Annotated in this window: 15 protein-coding genes, 2 tRNA genes and 3 pseudogenes; 9 read left to right on the forward strand and 11 right to left on the reverse strand. The window is 41.4% G+C overall.

The annotated features are described in order from the left end of the window. Nucleotides 1-341: 341 nt before the first annotated feature. The 4 genes and pseudogenes from MSWH1_RS19830 to MSWH1_RS03505 all read right to left on the reverse strand — a co-directional run bounded on the left by MSWH1_RS19830 (nucleotide 342) and on the right by MSWH1_RS03505 (nucleotide 2,470). On the reverse strand, nucleotides 342-569 hold the full coding sequence (locus MSWH1_RS19830; protein ID WP_231585758.1) for a hypothetical protein: 228 nt from the start codon (nucleotides 567-569) through the stop codon (nucleotides 342-344). Then, nucleotides 472-801: a queuosine precursor transporter gene (locus MSWH1_RS19835; RefSeq protein ID WP_231585561.1), complete on the reverse strand. Its 330-nt coding sequence runs from the start codon at nucleotides 799-801 to the stop codon at nucleotides 472-474. Before MSWH1_RS19835 ends, MSWH1_RS19830 begins: the two co-directional genes overlap by 98 nt. Next, the gene (locus MSWH1_RS19840; RefSeq protein ID WP_231585562.1) at nucleotides 792-935 is read right to left on the reverse strand and encodes a hypothetical protein; all 144 of its coding nucleotides are present in this window, start codon (nucleotides 933-935) and stop codon (nucleotides 792-794) included. The genes MSWH1_RS19835 and MSWH1_RS19840 overlap by 10 nt, the downstream gene beginning before the upstream one ends. Before the next feature lie 291 nt (nucleotides 936-1,226). Continuing rightward, nucleotides 1,227-2,470 (reverse strand): annotated as a pseudogene (locus tag MSWH1_RS03505) (IS110 family transposase). A 524-nt stretch (nucleotides 2,471-2,994) separates the two neighbouring features. Between MSWH1_RS03505 and cca the strand changes: the two are divergent. From cca to MSWH1_RS03545, 9 genes and pseudogenes are all read left to right on the forward strand, one after another. After that, nucleotides 2,995-4,359 carry a CCA tRNA nucleotidyltransferase gene (cca, locus tag MSWH1_RS03510; RefSeq protein WP_048126142.1) on the forward strand — a complete coding sequence of 455 codons (1,365 nt, stop codon included), beginning with the start codon at nucleotides 2,995-2,997 and terminating at the stop codon, nucleotides 4,357-4,359. A gap of 142 nt (nucleotides 4,360-4,501) precedes the next feature. After that, nucleotides 4,502-4,833 (forward strand): annotated as a pseudogene (locus MSWH1_RS03515) (transposase); the annotation flags it as partial. A gap of 585 nt (nucleotides 4,834-5,418) precedes the next feature. Beyond that, nucleotides 5,419-5,697 (forward strand): HypC/HybG/HupF family hydrogenase formation chaperone, encoded by a 279-nt coding sequence (locus MSWH1_RS03520; RefSeq protein WP_048126146.1) that lies wholly within the window; start codon nucleotides 5,419-5,421, stop codon nucleotides 5,695-5,697. Nucleotide 5,698: 1 nt separating this feature from the next. Beyond that, complete coding sequence (gene hypD, locus MSWH1_RS03525) at nucleotides 5,699-6,817, forward strand: hydrogenase formation protein HypD (protein WP_048126148.1); 1,119 nt, start codon at nucleotides 5,699-5,701, stop codon at nucleotides 6,815-6,817. Further along, the gene (hypA, locus tag MSWH1_RS03530) at nucleotides 6,810-7,232 is read left to right on the forward strand and encodes a hydrogenase maturation nickel metallochaperone HypA (protein WP_048126150.1); all 423 of its coding nucleotides are present in this window, start codon (nucleotides 6,810-6,812) and stop codon (nucleotides 7,230-7,232) included. Before hypD ends, hypA begins: the two co-directional genes overlap by 8 nt. 43 nt (nucleotides 7,233-7,275) lie before the next feature. Further along, nucleotides 7,276-7,434: a pentapeptide repeat-containing protein gene (locus MSWH1_RS20710; protein ID WP_369798575.1), complete on the forward strand. Its 159-nt coding sequence runs from the start codon at nucleotides 7,276-7,278 to the stop codon at nucleotides 7,432-7,434. Between the two features lie 91 nt (nucleotides 7,435-7,525). Next, nucleotides 7,526-8,197, forward strand: coding sequence for a hydrogenase nickel incorporation protein HypB (gene hypB / locus MSWH1_RS03535; RefSeq protein WP_048130201.1), 672 nt, complete (start codon nucleotides 7,526-7,528; stop codon nucleotides 8,195-8,197). A gap of 49 nt (nucleotides 8,198-8,246) precedes the next feature. Then, nucleotides 8,247-9,293: a hydrogenase expression/formation protein HypE gene (hypE, locus tag MSWH1_RS03540; RefSeq protein WP_048130202.1), complete on the forward strand. Its 1,047-nt coding sequence runs from the start codon at nucleotides 8,247-8,249 to the stop codon at nucleotides 9,291-9,293. Between the two features lie 1,679 nt (nucleotides 9,294-10,972). Beyond that, on the forward strand, nucleotides 10,973-11,518 hold the full coding sequence (locus MSWH1_RS03545) for a gamma carbonic anhydrase family protein (protein WP_048126152.1): 546 nt from the start codon (nucleotides 10,973-10,975) through the stop codon (nucleotides 11,516-11,518). A 160-nt stretch (nucleotides 11,519-11,678) separates the two neighbouring features. On the opposite strand, the pseudogene tnpC reads toward MSWH1_RS03545, so the two are convergent. From tnpC to MSWH1_RS03585, 7 genes and pseudogenes are all read right to left on the reverse strand, one after another. Further along, nucleotides 11,679-13,133, reverse strand: a pseudogene (gene tnpC / locus MSWH1_RS03550) (IS66 family transposase). A 111-nt stretch (nucleotides 13,134-13,244) separates the two neighbouring features. Further along, nucleotides 13,245-13,329: transfer RNA gene (locus MSWH1_RS03560), tRNA-Leu, on the reverse strand. Between the two features lie 117 nt (nucleotides 13,330-13,446). After that, nucleotides 13,447-13,534: transfer RNA gene (locus MSWH1_RS03565), tRNA-Leu, on the reverse strand. A 235-nt stretch (nucleotides 13,535-13,769) separates the two neighbouring features. Then, nucleotides 13,770-14,570 carry a DNA-directed RNA polymerase subunit D gene (locus MSWH1_RS03570; protein WP_048126155.1) on the reverse strand — a complete coding sequence of 267 codons (801 nt, stop codon included), beginning with the start codon at nucleotides 14,568-14,570 and terminating at the stop codon, nucleotides 13,770-13,772. A gap of 72 nt (nucleotides 14,571-14,642) precedes the next feature. After that, a complete protein-coding gene (locus MSWH1_RS03575; protein ID WP_011034088.1) occupies nucleotides 14,643-15,023 on the reverse strand; it encodes a 30S ribosomal protein S11 in 381 nt (126 codons plus the stop codon). Between the two features lie 2 nt (nucleotides 15,024-15,025). Beyond that, nucleotides 15,026-15,682: a 30S ribosomal protein S4 gene (locus MSWH1_RS03580; protein WP_048126157.1), complete on the reverse strand. Its 657-nt coding sequence runs from the start codon at nucleotides 15,680-15,682 to the stop codon at nucleotides 15,026-15,028. A gap of 23 nt (nucleotides 15,683-15,705) precedes the next feature. After that, nucleotides 15,706-16,194, reverse strand: coding sequence for a 30S ribosomal protein S13 (locus tag MSWH1_RS03585; RefSeq protein ID WP_082088022.1), 489 nt, complete (start codon nucleotides 16,192-16,194; stop codon nucleotides 15,706-15,708). Between the last annotated feature and the right edge of the window lie 831 nt (nucleotides 16,195-17,025).

Raw genomic sequence — 17,025 nt, forward strand, 5'->3', positions numbered from 1 at the left:
GAAGCCAGAGAAAAATAGAAACAAAAAAAGTTTCCAGAACACTCCCTGGATGCTTTCCTGAGCTAAAATGCCCCCGTTTTCTATAAAGATATTTAAACATTCAACAATATACAGTTTTAGGTATTGCAGGGATTGGATAAAGGTTTTTGGGTAGTCATTATTATAAGAAAACGAAAATGAAATAAGGAATCCTGAAAAAGGAATGAAAAAGGAGAATAAAGAAAAATAAAAATCTAAAATAGCTTAAAAAATAAAAAAGCGATGGATATAATATAGATATTATATTTCTCCCGTTAAACACAATATTTTTACTTATTGAGCAATTTTTTGTAGAGTACAAATCAGGGTTTATCCAGAAAACCGAGTACATTTTTACTGATAAGCTGCCCTATAACCAGGGGAATGATAGGCATAACCCCATAAAAAACAATAAAAACAAAGATCAGGGAATCCAGAGTGAGGTTAACAAAATCACTTGCACTTGAACAGAGACAGATGTAAGGATTTTCCAGAATATCGTGCTTGAAGTTTTTTTCCTTTTTCAGAGAAGTGCTTTTTAAGGGATGCAAAGAACCGGGCGTCAAAGGTCGAACAGACCATAAAAGAAACCCAGCTTGTGATTGTAATTCTGACGCTCAGCCTAAAGAGGCTCTTCCAGACATCTTCCAGCTCAAAGAAGGGGGCAGGGCTGAGACTTGTAACTATACCTATAAAGAGTACGAACAATACCTGGGTAGCAAAAGAGATGAGAATGGAGATATGCGTTCTCTGCTCCCCATAGACCTCATTGATTATATCCACACCTGGGCAATAAAAGGATAGATGAAAACTGCCGCAGGAGCAAAGAAAGAGTAAAAACCAAGGTCAAATACAATAATACGCGTGGTAAGGACCTGTGAAACCACAAGATAATCTACATAGAAAACCGTCAGCACGGTAAACCCGTTTTCAGGTATTTTTTAATAACATACGCGGATGTATAGGTAGCAATTGTTAGAGTAATAATCCAGTACAAATCCAGTACAACCAGATGAAAATCTTTTTACACAACCGGGTTTTATGGAGCTTGGAACAGACCGATGATCGGAATTGATCGAGAGACTTGAAACAGACTGATTGAGAAATACTGAGCTTAAAATTAAAGAGAAGGCAAATCTGCAAAACTGCAAGATTCGGGAGATAGAAATATTACTCATTTAGCATGAAAGTATATGAGGAGATCTTCCTCACGTACTCTCTCTTTCTTCATTTCTCGCAATTACATATATTTCACTCATTATTTTGATCCTTTCATCAACTGAGAATATCTCAGTCTCCACTATCTTTCTCTTTTGAATTTCCCCCTTTTTATATCCAGTTTCATCTTCATACATCTCCTCGTTTGTGATCAGATGCCATATAATTGTTGCAATTTTTCTTGCCAGGGCAATAATTGCCTTTGAATGCCCAATCGACTTCTTTTTTCTGTTGAAAAACTCTTTTAACCTGCTATTTTTTGTTCTTGCTGCTGCCTGAGCAATCTGTGTTAGAATCCACCTTGCTTCCTTAGATCCTCTCTTAGTGATTCTTCCGTTATGGTATTTATCCGCTGATTGGTACACATTCGGAACTATGCCAAGCCATGAAGCAAGCTTATCCCCTGAAGAAAAATCTTTGAAATCGCCTATTTCAGCAATAAGAGTTGCCGCTCCAAGTTCTCCTATTCCTGGAACAGACATTAAAATTTCCATTTCTTGCTTATGATTTTTATAAGCATAATTGAATATTTCTTTTTCCAAAATTTTGATTTCATTGTCAAGATGCTTTATGATATCCAGACAGATCTGAAGCCTGAATGCAGCACCTTGAGAGATTTCTCTGTCCAGAGTTTCCCTTATCTGATCACTTTTTTTACGAACATTTGGGGAAAGGCTTGCTATAATCTGGTCAACGCTTTTACCTGAACAAATTCCTGATAGAATTGCTCTACCACTCTTACCAAAAATATCTGTTAGCACATTCTTCAGATTAAACATTTCAGGTGCGAGTATGGCGTGAGCTTCATCTTTATATCTGTCCTTTTTTGTACAAGGTTATGGCGAAGCCGGATACATGAACGAAATGTTCTATGGTTTTTTGGGAAAACTCTTGATGGTTGAATCATATTATTCAATGCAAGTTGTGCGATGAATTCGGAATCGATCTTATCTGTTTTTTTGTGTGTAAACGCCTTCATATCTCGGGCATTTCCAACTATAACAGGTAGATGTTTTATCAACGCATCATAAATCGGAACCCAAAAGTCACTCGTTGATTCACAGGCAACAACGTCACATTTATCTGATATAACCCAGTTTTTAAAAGCTAAAATTTCGTCAGGGGTTCTAGAGAAATATTGTTGCTGTTTTTCACCAGATCTACTGAGGATTGTAGCAATGAAAAAGAGTTTGTGAATGTCTAAACCACAAGCTTTGTTAATGACTTCAACCAATTTAGATCACCAAATTAGATCACCAAATTAATTTGGGCAGTAGAATTGCCTCAAAGGCCAATTTAGCATCCGTGATCAAAGTCACATTTGAGCCTTCGATGGCAATTCACTGGTTAGTTTTATCACGGCTTCAAAGAACCAAAATAAGTACAACCTTACTGCCCAAGAGAATGATGAGGTTGATAGGTAAAAAAGGTAAGGAAAAAAAAGTACTTTCATTTCTTTGTGCCTGTTATTCGAAGAATTTCATATGCGTTTTATTTAAAGCGTGTATATTTTCTTACCACAGGAAGCTCTGGACAATACCCTGGAGAATTCCCCCGGATCTGATAATCCGCCTCACTCGAAAGAAGATCTTCAACCCTACAACCCGGAAAACAGCCATCCTTTTTGAAATTCTACCTGGAGATCCATAAATTATAAGTTAAAAGAGAAGATTTCTGACCTGTAGAAAATCAAGAATCAATCTGAAATCAAGAACTTATCTGCAGAATCAATAAATAACATATGGAGCCGTCCCGGGCATGGAAACGTATACCAGCATTCCAGAAGACCTGAAGCTTGCCGTACTTGAAAAGGTTAAACCTACGGAAGCCGAAAGAAAAATACTCTCAGCAGTTCAGGAGGAACTTGCCGCAGAGGTAATAGCGGCAGCTGAGAAACTTTGTGTATCGGATATTTTTGTAAAAATGGTCGGTTCTGCTGCAAGAGGCACCTGGCTCTCAGGCACCCATGATATTGATGTTTTTATCAGCTTTCCTGAAGAAACACACAGAAGAGATCTGGAAATCAGTGGCATGGCAATTGCAAGGGAAGTGGCAAAACACGCGGAACATGCCGAAGACCGCCATGCCGAACATCCATACCTGAACATTGTTTTCAAAGGCTTTGACGTGGACCTTGTCCCCTGCTTTCGGGTTGCTTCGGCGTGCCAGCTTAAATCCGCAGTTGATAGGACGCCTTTCCACAATGAATTCGTAAAAACCCACATAAAAGGACGGGAAGATGAGGTCCTGCTTATGAAGCAGTTCATGCGCGGAGGCGGAGTCTACGGCTCTGAGTTGAGGACTCAGGGTTTCTCAGGCTACCTGACCGAACTCCTCATCATTCACTACGGCTCTTTTGAAAACGCCGTAAAAGCAGCCTGTACCTGGAAACCCGGACAGAAAATAGACATTATGCAGCACTCGGAAATAGGACATAACGAGCCTCTTGTTATGGTAGACCCGACCGACCCGAAACGGAACGTTGCAGCAGCTCTCTCCCTTGATAAATTCTGCATGTTCATAGACCACTGCAGGGAGTTTCTGGCAAACCCTGAGTTCAAGTTCTTTTTTTCTGCCCCGATCCTGCCACTTGAAGATAAAGAATTTCTTGAGAAGCTGGAAAGCCGGAAAAGTTCACAGCTTGCAGTTGTCTTCAAAACCCCCGATGTTGTAGACGATGTGCTCTACCCGCAGCTCTATAAAATGGAACAGGCTGCAGCTGCTCTCCTGAGTGAGTACGATTTTTCGGTGATCAAAACCGGGGTCTGGTCAGGAAACCCCGTAACCGTAATCATGCTCGAACTTATCTCAGGCACCCTTCCCAACGTTAAAAAACGAATTGGCCCTCCGGTCTGGGTCAGAGAACACTCTGAGAAGTTCAAAGCCAAGTATGAAGGGGCTGAAAATGTTTTCGGAGGCTATATCGAAGGCGGAAAGTATGTCTTCGAGATCCAGCGCAAATACCTGACGGCAAAAAGCCTCCTTGAAGATCAGCTTGTAAACTGCTCCCTCGGAAAACAGGTGCATCAGAGCGTGAATGAGGGCTTTGAGGTTATAGAGGATGCCAGGATTTGCAGGTTAAATGATTCTGATTTCAGGGTTTTTTTGAGAAAATGGATGTAAAGACTTTGCTATGGGAATAAAGTAGTGTCCAATTAACTTATTTTACACAAAGCGGAATTTTTCCGCAAAAATTCTTTACCTATTTCCTGATTTTTTTTTGAAAATTTACCCACTGAAAGGTTACTGAGAGAAGGTGTTCTCCCAGCCAAGGGAAGATGAAGAGGTACAGACTTTCTACCTGATAGAAGCAGAGATTAAATCTGATAAGGAAAAAGTAAAGGAAAGAAGAGCAAAGTTAGGAAGGTTCATTCTTACAATTAATGATCTGGGGTTGACTCCAGATCAACTCCTAGAATACTATAAGGAACAGGGAACGGTTGAAAGGGGGTTCAGGTTCATTAAAGATAAGAGTTTCAGAGTGTCTGAGGCGTACCTGAAAAAGGAATCCAGATAACGAAGGTATTAAATCTGGATGAGGAAACCATTAAAGTGCTGAAACTGATGGGTGAAAAGTACGAAAAATATTATGTGTGAAAAAATAGGGCGGAATGTGGGGTCAAAACAGGTTTTTAAAGCATTTTTCGAGCAGCTCTGAATAAAAGTAAAAAACAGATCTAAATTTTGAAGGTGGAATTAAAAAACAAAAAAGATATAAAAGAAGACTATACAATTGGGCAAAATAAAATAGGGACATTAGATAGATGGATAAATTCATTATCAGTCTTTAACCTCGCAAAGCATAACCTTGCTAAAAGTTATTTCTCAAAAAGCTTCTCAAATTGAATCCAAACATTAATTCTCAAAATATTTCATATATCAGTTAAAATACCAATTCAAGTATAATTCAAATAGAATTCAAGTATAATTCAAATAGAATTCAAGTATAATTCAAATAGAATTCAAGTATAATTCAAATAGAATTCAAGTATAATTCAAATAGAATTCAAGTATAATTCAAATAGAATTCAAGTATAATTCAAATAGAATTCAAGTATAATTCAAATGGTGAGTAATCGCATTAATGCCAGTTCTCTTAAAGGATTGTTTTTACAGAGAATTAGATCTTGTAATTATCAGATCTCGAAAAGAAAAATAGGTATGAAAAACAGTAGAGGTAATATGTGTATAGCTATTCCTGGTAAAATAAAGGCTATCGTTAACGAAAACACTGTCACGGTTGATATGGGCGGGATCTGCAGAGATGTAAACATGGACCTGCTTGGAGGTGCCAGTGAAACTCTGCTCGGGAAATATGTCCTTGTCCATGTGGGATATGCAATATCCGAAATCTCAAAAGAGGAGAGTGAAGAAACCATGCGCCTCCTCAGGCAGATATCAGGCCTTGAAGATTCAGAGATCTCTGAAACAGGGTTCTCGGAAGAAACGGACGCTGAATGAAATGAAAAACAAGGATTCTTCTTTAAAGCCCGCGATGCCCAAACTTGAAAAAAAGCTTCTGGAAAGACTTCAAGCCTCTGGAACCTCACTCCGCGTAATGCATGTCTGTGGCACACACGAAAGGACAATAGCAAAATACGGGCTCAGGAGCGTGCTTCCGCAAAATATAGAAGTAATAAGCGGCCCCGGATGTCCCGTCTGCGTCACTCCGGTAAAAGATGTTGATATTGCAATTGCCCTTGCAAAGAGTGGAGCAACTGTAGTTACTTTCGGAGATATGATGCGAGTTCCCGGTTCTGCAGAAAGCCTGCTGGATGCAAAGGCTGAGGGGGCAGATATAAGGATGGTCTACAGCATTGATGATGCCGTAGCCCTTGCAAACAAAAAGCCTGAGCTTGAAGTGGTCTTTTTCGGGGTTGGTTTTGAGACCACAGTCCCTGCAAATGCAGCTGCCCTTCTAAGAAGTACACCTGAAAACTTCAGCCTCCTTGCTTCCCAGAAACAGACCCCTCCTGCAGTTGAGCTTCTTGCCAGAGATGCTGAAGTTGATGCCTTTATTGCCCCCGGGCATGTAGCAACCATTATAGGGACAAAGCCCTTCGAACCTCTTGCAGAAAAAGGCTTTCCTGTTGTTGTGAGCGGATTTGAGGCAAGAGATATTCTCCTAGGAATAAACCTGCTCCTGGCGCAGATAGAAAATGGGGTTTCAAGGGTAGACAATGGATATCCAAGGGTCGTAAAGCCAGAAGGGAACACAATAGCCCTGAAAATTATGAATGAGGTATTCGAAACTTCGGAGTCCGAGTGGAGAGGCATTGGAAATATAGAGGGGTCAGGGCTGGTGCTCAGGAAAGAGTACGAGGAAAAAAACGCCTCTAAAAAGCACGAAGACCTTTATTCTGCTTCCTTTGCAGAGATTAGAGCAAAGGCGGAGAAAAAGGATAAGAAGAGCTGTATCTGTGCAGCTATCCTCACAGGGAAAGCAAAACCTTCCCAGTGCTCCAACTTCGGGAAAGACTGCACCCCGAGAAATCCTGTCGGCCCCTGCATGGTTAGCCAGGAAGGTATGTGTTACAATTGGTTCAGGTACTCGCGGGAAGGGGGAAGCAGATTTGCATGAGTATTCCATCGCCTGTGAAATCTTTGAGCAGGTAATAGCAACTGCAAAAGCTCACGAAGCCCTGGAAGTCAGGCATGTAATCCTGGAAATGGGGAGGCTTGCCCATACAAATCCGGAGCAACTGAGTTTCTGTTTTAAGGCCATTGCCAAGGGGAGTATTGCCGAAAATGCAGAGTTCATTGTAGAGATGATCCCACTCTCCCTGGAATGTGAGTGCGGATACACAGGCCCTGTGGATGAAACACAGATAGGAAAGGACGACCTCCGAAGCGAACTTCTGGAATACATCGCAGCGCTTGAATGTCCGGTATGCGGGAAAAATGCTCGCATCACAGGAGGCAGAGAACTTATTATAAAAAGCATCGATATTGAGACCGAAATAGAAAAGTTAACCTCCAGGCAGGCAAACATATAAATGTAGTAAAAGGTAGCAGGTTTATCAAATACTCACTGAAACTATACTCACTAAAACTATACTCACTAAAACTATACTCACTAAAACTATACTCACTAAAACTATACTCACTAAAACTATACTCACTAAAACTATACTCACTAAAACTATACTCACTAAAACTATACTCCTTAAAAATCTCATTCAAACATACCTACTTTAATCATACATCCTACTCTTCAAAATCTAATTCAAGATCAATAAACGGATTTTTCACCGAGAGAATCAAGTAACCCCGAGTGATATTTATGTTAATGCATGTAATCCACATGGGACACGATGTGTTCAAGGCAAATGACAAAATTGCCGAGAAAAACAGGAAGACCCTTGACAAACACGGAGTCTTTTCTGTTAACGTTATGGGAGCCATCGGGTCAGGAAAGACTACTCTGATCGAAGAGGCAGTCAGGCATCTCAAAGATAAATACAAAACAGCGGTAATCGCAGGTGATGTTATCGCAGAGATGGATGCCTCACGTTTCAGGAAACTTGGAGTGCCGACAATCCCTGTAAACACTGGAAAGGAATGCCACCTTGACGCAAAGCTGGTGGAGAAAGCTCTCGATGAGATCGACCTTGACAATACGGACCTCCTTATTATTGAAAATGTGGGCAATCTGATCTGCCCTGTGGACTTCAAGCTTGGAGAGCACCTCAGAGTGGTTGTGGTAAGCGTCACTGAAGGAGACGATATCATCCTCAAACACCCCATGATTTTCAAAACTTCAGAACTTGCAGTCATAAACAAGGTTGACATTGCACATGCAGTTGACGTTGACGCCGAGAAAATGAGGGATGACATCCTTTCCTTAAACCCTGGTATACCGGTTATCCTTACTTCAAAGCACGACTGGGAGAGCCTTGAAACCTGGATAAGCTTTATTGAACTTGGAATCGGAAGAACACAGGAAGTTCAGGGGAAATAAACCAATTAAAAGCATTTTAAACGTGAATAAAAAGAAAAAGAGTCCTTATATGGAAACTAATACCATTTCTCTGGAACATGGGGCAGGCGGGGAAGTAATGCAGGCGCTTATAGGGGAAATTATCCTTAAAAATTTCCGCAACAAAAGCGCAGGTTCAATAGGTCTTGAAAGCCTTGATGACGGGTCTACGGTCAGGCTTGAAAATTTTAATCCCGCTTCCGAACTTGTGCTGACAACAGATAGCCACGTGATAACCCCTGCTTTTTTCCCGGACACTAATATAGGACGTCTGGCAGTTTCAGGCACCATCAACGACCTCACTGTAATGGGAGCAAGACCCCTTGCCCTTACCTGTGCAGTCATAGTCCCTGAAGGTTTTCCAATCCACGATTTTGAAGAGATAATCAAAACAATGGACGAAACAGCTGCTGAAGCTGGAGTCCCCATAATTACAGGCGATACAAAAACCGTGGAGAAAACTGCCCTTGACTCAATCATCCTGAACACAGCAGGCCTGGGCATAACGGACAGCCCCGTCAGGGACTCAGGCCTGAAGCCAGGAGACCTGATCCTTGTCACGGGAACGATAGGGGATCACGGGATTTCTCTTATGGCTCATAGGGAAGGCTTTGACTTCGACACCGACCTTGTCTCGGACTCCGCTCCCCTCTGGAAACTCATAGAACCACTTCTGAAACTCCGGACTCCGGAAGGAGCCCCGGTAATAACAGCTATGAAGGACCCGACCCGCGGAGGGCTTGCAAACGCCCTCAACGAAATGGCAGCAAAAGCCGGAGCAAGAATCCTTCTCGAAGAAGACCTGATCCCTTTCAAGCCTGCAGTCACTGCAGCCTGCGAAATGCTGGGCCTTGACCCCCTCGAAGTGGCAAATGAAGGAAAAGCTGTTATAGGGGTAAAAGCCGGCTTCGAAGAAGAAGTCCTCTCAATCCTCAGACAGCATCCCTATGGCAGGAATGCAGCCCTCATAGGAGAAGTTACTGCCGAAAACAAAGGTGAAGTAATCCTGAGAAATCGCTTTGGTGGCATGCGTTACGTGGACGTGCCGGCAGGAGACCCGATTCCGAGAGTCTGTTAACGCCGATCAGAAGACAGTCGATATTTTTCGATTACTTTTACTTGTTGTTTTCCTTCTGTTTGCCATAGATTCTAAGTCTCAAGCAGTTCCTTTCACTGCCTATGTGCCAGCTACTTTTGATGGAACTGCCTTTTAAGAATTTCTGGATACTACACGCGAAGTGTAGTACCAACAATTTTTGATGCAGAGAACCACTTAAAAATATCATCAATTTTGTAAAGAGTTTTCATTTTTGGCACCTTAACAATTCTTGTTACAATGCCTCAAGCCTTGTTTTAGTAAACCTTGCTCATGAACGAATTAGTTCAGGAAGACTGTAGATTTCAGGAAGGTTAAATGGTGAAACACTCCTGGAAAGCTGCAGATTTTGGGAGGTTTAAAAAGGCAAACTAATGCCAGAAGATTGTGGGTATATCCCAAGAATAATTCTTATTCCGATACCCACAAGGATTTCAGAACTACTTTCCTGATCGGAAGCTCGATTGAATATTTCAAATCGAGATTTAATAAAGCCGTTTTTGGACTTTGGAATCCGCTCTACGTACTAAGGGAGGAAAATACCGTTTTGCAAATAAATCAAGTAAATTTGATTTACATATCACTAAAAATGCGTTTGTATACATAAATGTTTCCCATAGTAGAGAACTTATTACTAAAAAACAAAGATCATAATACAAGTAAAAGTGAAACGTTGTTATCTGATAATAAGAATAATATATTCAGTAAAAAGATAACTTCATTGGGAGATCATCCAACGTGCCGCATTCAATAGTTTCCAAATATGTTTTGGATAATATTAAAGATTTTATGCGTACGAATTATGTGAATTTTCATGTTTCTTTGCCACACTCTTTAATTATTGCTCAAGCATTTTGTTTAAGGTTTAAAGAGTATGGAAACGACTTTGGTGTATCTGTATGTAATAGCCAATGCCGTAGAACTGGCCAAGTTTCATTTCTGGTTTTAATGGATTTTTTCTATAAGGTCGCTCTTCTAAATCGGGCGTGACAATTCAGTCCTCTTGAGCGCAGTGAAATGGACCTCTTGCTGTTGTACTTGCAGTGCAACTCCCCGAAAATCTTCGATTTACTGTGATCCCGAAATGAAACTCAGGAAACACAATTTATTTAAAGTCGTGAGCAAAAGCAAGCACGCCATAAAAAACATGTACTGAGAGGAAACGAAGGAGCTAAGGTTTGAAATGGGATTCCATTGTGGTAGAAGAACTATTACGCTCAATCCCTGTATATTTTGTTTTTTTTTGGCCATTGGAGCACTACTGGATTATGCAGGATACCTCTGAATTGCCGGTTTTGCAATTTTCATCCTGACCTTTATTGTGACAGTGGCACACTTTAATTTCATGGTCGGATACCGAAAAAAAACATTTGACAAACCCTTCAATCAGTTCAATAATAGGCCACATGCTTAAGTGACAGAAGCCTGAAGGAAGAAATACAGGATATATGGAATTGAGCCCAAACTTCCGTTCAATTCTAACAATATTGGTTATCGCATATCTTGTGTATCGTTATGTGGTGAACTGAGAGCTATTTTAGAGGCTTATTGAAAGAAGTTTTCCCGCATAGCAGGAGCTAATATCGAAAAACGACATAAACAATGCCGATAAATAAGGTAATTAAAGAAAAAATAACGCCTGGAAAAGTAGAGGGATAAAGATGATAATGGATTTTAAAGGCAAAAGTCCGAAAATCTCCGAAATAGCTTTTGTTGCGGATTCTGCAGACTTAATAGGAGATGTTGAGGTTGGGGATTTTTCGAGCATATGGTTCAATGCCGTGCTGAGGGGAGATCAAAATAAAATAAAGATCGGAAACGGGACAAGCATCCAGGACGGCGTGGTAATCCATGCAGATCCTGAAAACGGGGTCCAGGTTGGAGATTATGTCTCAGTCGGACATGGGGCTGTGCTTCACGGGTGCAAGATAGGAGATAATGTGCTTATCGGCATGAACTCGACTGTGCTGAACAGGGCTGAAATAGGGAAAAACTCCATCTTGGGAGCAAATGCGCTTGTGCCTCAGGGGAAGAAGTTTCCAGCCAACAGCCTTATTATCGGAGTTCCGGGAACGGTAAAAAGGGAGACAAAAGAGGCAGAGGTTGAGGCTATTAAGGAAAATGCTGACGAGTATGTAGAGATGGCAAAAGAGTATAGAGAAAAAATGAAGAAATATGCCTTCGCCAAATCAAATTCAATGACCTGAATAGGATACCATCGTGGGAGAAAACGAGTTTTTCTAGATATTTAACTTATTATGCTTGTCGGTCGTGTAGATGAGCTACTTAAAAAGTTTTAGCAATATAAAAAGTAACTATTCAGCCACTGATAAAAAAGTATGTTTTTTCAGCAAAATGCTGAAATTCTCAGAATAATAGCGGCGCTCCTTTGAGCGCCGCGAGAATAGCATCTATAACATTGAAACCATTCTTTTTAATGGTTGAGATATAAGCTCTAATTCTGCAGAAAGCTTCCGCTCCTTGTATAGTTCTGAAAGTTCCTGATATTTTCTGCTGTAATTTCATCATCCTTATGTCTCTTTCTGCTTGGTTATTCTCAAACGGAACTCTCAAGTCATTGAGGAATCTCAGGATCTGTTTTTTGTTTTCTATAAACCTGTCAAGTAGGTTCCTTGCTTTTGTTTTTGGATTTTTACCACGTTTTCCTTGTTTTTCAGGGTTTAGAGAAGGTGGATTTTCTTCAATCCCTTTCATGACTACAGCATCGAACCTTTCTTCTAACACTTTAATTTGCTCAAAGTCCAGATCTTTGACCTGCTCTTTACACTCATCAGTATACTTTTTCATTTCTGTTAACAGTTCATTCATCTCTTTAGCCCATTGCTGTTTATAGTTCTCCTCAATTCCAGTAAGTTCTCTCTGGAGATGAGCATTGCAAAGAGCATGATCACATTCATAACTGTTATAGGGTTTCCATCCGTCATGAACTGCTATTCCTTTAAACTCTGGAAGAATTCCCATGGCATTAATTGCTTCTGATCCTCTTTTTGAGTGAGCAAAATAACAGGTGTATTTGTCATTAGAAGCTACATGAAGCCAATGCCTTTTTCCTTCAATTTTCATCCCAGTTTCATCACAATGGATTACAGGAGAAGTTATTAACCTCTCCTGACTCACATTTTCAAACTCCTCTAAATTCCGGAAGCATTCTTTTTCTGCTCTGATTATCGTAGCAGAACAGATTTTTATCCCCATAACGTCATCAAAAAACTCTAAAATCCTTTTGTAGGGAATAAACTGGTAGTTTTTACAGTAAATTGCTGAAGCTAAAATATTAGGACCATACTGGACGGGATATTTCACAGATTCTGGAAAAGAAGCTTTATTTGATTTTCCACAGTGAGTACAGGTCTTAATCTGACTTCGATGTTCCGTAACAATTAGATTTACAGGAGGAATATCAAAAATTTGTCTTCTCTCATAAGCTTCAACTTCAACATCCTCAAGAGTATGTCCACATTCTTTGCAGCAGGTCAAAGAATGTTCAATTACCTAATCAGGATCATTAACCATATCAAGAGTTGTGCCTGGATGACCTTCTTGACCTCCAGGTTTCTTCCCACTCTTTTTCCGGAGACTCTTGGGATTAGGTTTTTCTTTGACTAAAAAGTCAGTAGAAGGAGGTTTACTGCTGTTTCTGCTATTTTGATTTAAGCGAGATTCTAAAATCCTTACACGTTCTTCTAGTTCAGCAATTCGAATAGCTTGTTCTTCTATGATAGTTTCAAGTCTCTGGATTACAGAAATTACAGCTTCAGGACCAGCTTCATAGATAACGAGGATCTCTTCACGTGTAAGCATAATAACGAAACAAAATAGGATTCAATTTATATGCAATTTTTCCTCGAAAAGAGGAAAAATTGTAGCCTTTCAAAGGCTACCTGAATTGTTACTATAAAAAAAGCATTTTAGTGCGAGGGATGGGATTCGAACCCACGAACTCCTACAAGACTAGGCCCTCAACCTAGCGCCTTTGACCTGGCTGGGCAACCCTCGCATTTCGATGTAGTAGATGAATAAGCTTTAAGAACTTTTATGGACTTTGTGAACTTTTTTATGGATATTCCTGTAAAAACGTATTGAATTCAAAGTTAACAATAAATATTAAGAAATCTGGTGCGAGGGATGGGATTCGAACCCACGAACTCCTACAAGACTAGGCCCTCAACCTAGCGCCTTTGACCTGGCTGGGCAACCCTCGCATCCTGTTTTCCTGTTAAATTCCGGCGCGCCTTGCGCCTTGCACTTCCTCACAATACCATGGATAATATATAAATGTTTCGAGTCATGAGGAACATTAATAATAATTGTTTGAAGATCCCACAGTAAACGGAATAATTCCTGAAGTATCCAGGCACAGGAAATCCCCTGAAAAGAGGATTTTCAGGCCAGAATACGGTCAGAAAAATGGTGCTTGAACCCAGGCTGAACCGGGATTCAGAGCTGGTTCAGAATTGTAAGCAACTCTTCGGCTTTGCTTTTAACAACGTTTGCGGCGTTAAAGACAAGGTCTTTGGAGGTATATGAACCATCGGACTCCATGGTAAAAACAAAAGCGTTTTCTTGGAAGCCCACCTTTATCGCGTTAATGTCGCACACTTTCTCACAAAGCCTGCAGAGGGAACACCTTATGACATCGTCCTCAGCAACCTTTGCTCCGGCCTCTTCAACTCTGATAATGCCCTTAGGACATTCTGCTGCACAGTGCCCGCAGGCATCGCAGTTTTCAATGGTTATAACAGGCACGTTTTTGTAGCCGCATGCAACACCGGCTTGCCATTTAACGCTGTCTCTACCGTAACCCATGTGGGCAATTGCCTCTAGCACAAGCTTCTGTCCTTTTTTCAGCTCAACAATCGGTATATTCGGATCTGCTGGCTGTATCTTGGGGTCAGCGGAGATGAGGTCCCGCGAATAAACGGTACAGGGACCTTCTGCACTGAGGGTCAGGGAGACCTCACAGGCAGGGCAGCCTTCTCCTCCGCAGATTTCGCACTCAGCTTGAGGCATATACGTCTCTATATCCGTTACGAGTGGGATTAAGGAGAGACGGAGAGCCAGCTGTTCATCATAGAGCACGGAGGTGTTGTCGTAAAGGTTTACATACTCAATTGCAAGAGTGGGTACATCGGCGATCATGGCACGCCGGATGCCGTTAGCAAAAGCCGTGCTTGCCTTTGACAGCACAAACTTTGCAGATCTATCCGATAACTCCAGAATGTCTACTTCCATCGTCATATACCTTAATTCCCCTTAATTTTGAATACCTTAAAAAAAGAGAATTTTGAAGAATTCTCTGAATAATTCTCTTTATACACGCCTTCCGCCTTTCGGACGGGTGCCGTCGTGTGGGACAGGAGTAACGTCCTCGATCCTGCCAATGCGGATTCCTGCTCTTGCAAAAGCTCTGATTGCAGCCTGTGCACCGGGTCCTGGGCTTCTCTGCTTGTTTCCTCCGGGAGCTCTTACCCGGATGTGGATACCGTTGATGCCCTTGTCCCTGAGCTGGTCAGCAAGCTGACCTGCCATCTGCATGGCGGTATAAGGAGAACTTTCGTCCCTTGCTGCCTTTACAACCATGCCACCAGAGGACTTTGCAATGGTTTCAGCCCCGGTGATATCAGTTACTGTGATAATTGTGTTGTTAAATGAGGACTTGATGTGAGCTACAGCCCATTTCATATCTGCCATGTTTATCTCCTCCCGCCTCTCTTCTTTCTGCCACCGCCCCTCACAGGAGGCTTTTCTCTTGCCTGTTTTGCTTCGGCAGCAGCCTTAAGGGTTGTTGCGCTGTCTGCAAGGAAGGATGCGACCTGGACAGGTCTTTCAGGGTGGTCTTCACTCATGAGAGGGGAGTTTCCATAGTATCCGATGTGCATCTCGTCATCCTTTGAGACCAGCATTCCCGGAATTGTAGCTTTTCTTCCGTTAATTGCAATGTGGCCGTGAGTGATGAACTGGCGTGCCTGGACAACGGTCCTGGCAAGCCCGAGGCGGAGAACCTGGGTCTGGAGTCTTCTTTCAAGAATATTTTCAGTCTTTAAAGAGAGAATCCCGTCAATGTCAGAGTCCGAGTTGAGAATACCATAACGAATGAGCTTGGATAGGATTTCTTCGGACTGAGTCTTCAGGTGTCCTTCAAGTCCACCTTCTTGACCGCCAGCGACGTTTGCAAGCAGGTTTCTGGCTTCAGACCTGTACATCCTGAGCATACTGGCTGCTTTCCATACTTCCTTCTTGTTTCGGAGACCGTATGCCTTCACGAGCTGGACTTCAGCAGCCATCCTGGCTTCCTGCCAGGGGTGCTTGGGAGTCTCGTAACTTTTACTTTTTTTACCTGGATATGCCATTACAAATCACCTTAACCGAAAAATTACTTCTTCCTGCTCACACCGACAGTTGATCCGCGGCGGCCTGTGGATTTTGTCCTCTGTCCTCTGACCTTAAGACCCCTCTCGTGCCTGAGACCTCTGTAAGCACGGACCTTCTTCAGGTTGTTAATGTCTTCCCTGAAAGTCAGTAAGATATCAGTTCCGAGCAGGTGCTTGTCCTGGCCGGTGGTAAGGTCTTTCTGCCTGTTAAGCATCCAGGTAGGGACGATGTCTTCAAATTTTCCGATTGCAGTGTCGAGTTTGGCTACTTCCTCGTCCGGAAGGTATCCAAGTGTAGCAGTAGGGTCTACCCCTGCGCCCTTTGCAATGAGTATTGCGGTACGTCTCCCGATTCCGGGAAGACCTGTAAGAGCATACTGTACGGGCTTTGCCCCCTTCAGGTCGGTATTCATAATCCGAACAAGATGCCTTAGTTCTTCTTTATTATTTTCTTCAACCATATACTTCCTCCATTGGAGTGCATACAGCATCCTGTAGCCCCTGATCGAATACCCTGAAAGAATACGCGAAAAACTCAGGAGCAGCTCTCAAAAGGAGCTTCTTTACAGCACATACTGATGAGTTCTGTTACATGCAACTGCCAGTATATAAGGATATCTGCCCCCACTCCTCCACTAAAAAAGAATGTACAACCGAACCCTCCGGATGATCTCATGAATTGCTGGAAACAACAGAGACATCATGAACCTGTTTGGATGGAACAGAAAAAATCCATGAAAGCAACACTATTAGATGCAAAAAATATCTGAAACATTCATTAAAACATCGTGTTAAAACATGTCAAAATAAAACATCGTGTTAAAACATGTCAAAATAAAACATGTCAAAATAAAACATGTCAAAAATAGGGTTTGAAATTTCGATGAAAAAAATGAAGAAACATCGATTGCCGTTAATAAAGACTTGAATATTTAATTTCCAGGTTGAACTTCAAAATTCCACATGCTAATTTTCTACAACCACAACTGTTCAGAAAAATATAACCCACATAAATGAATCGAAAAATATTTCAAAACTGTATATTGATGTGTAATATACTACAATAAATATTTAATAAAAGTTAAATAGCTAATTGAGAATATCTTTCTAAAAAAATATGCAGAAAAACTCAATCAAATAAAATAATTTGAGCAACTGAAATAGAGATCGCTCAATGTCCAGTCAATATAGATGGCTCTTTGCTGTTTCGAGTGGGTAACTTCTATTCATCCCTAATTGTTGAAATAACATATTTAAAATTTAAAACACTTGTTATTGTAAATCACGTTCAGACCTGATGTTTTTCTTTTTGGCCTGGCTAC

Source organism: Methanosarcina sp. WH1, assembly GCF_000970005.1.
GTDB lineage: Archaea > Halobacteriota > Methanosarcinia > Methanosarcinales > Methanosarcinaceae > Methanosarcina.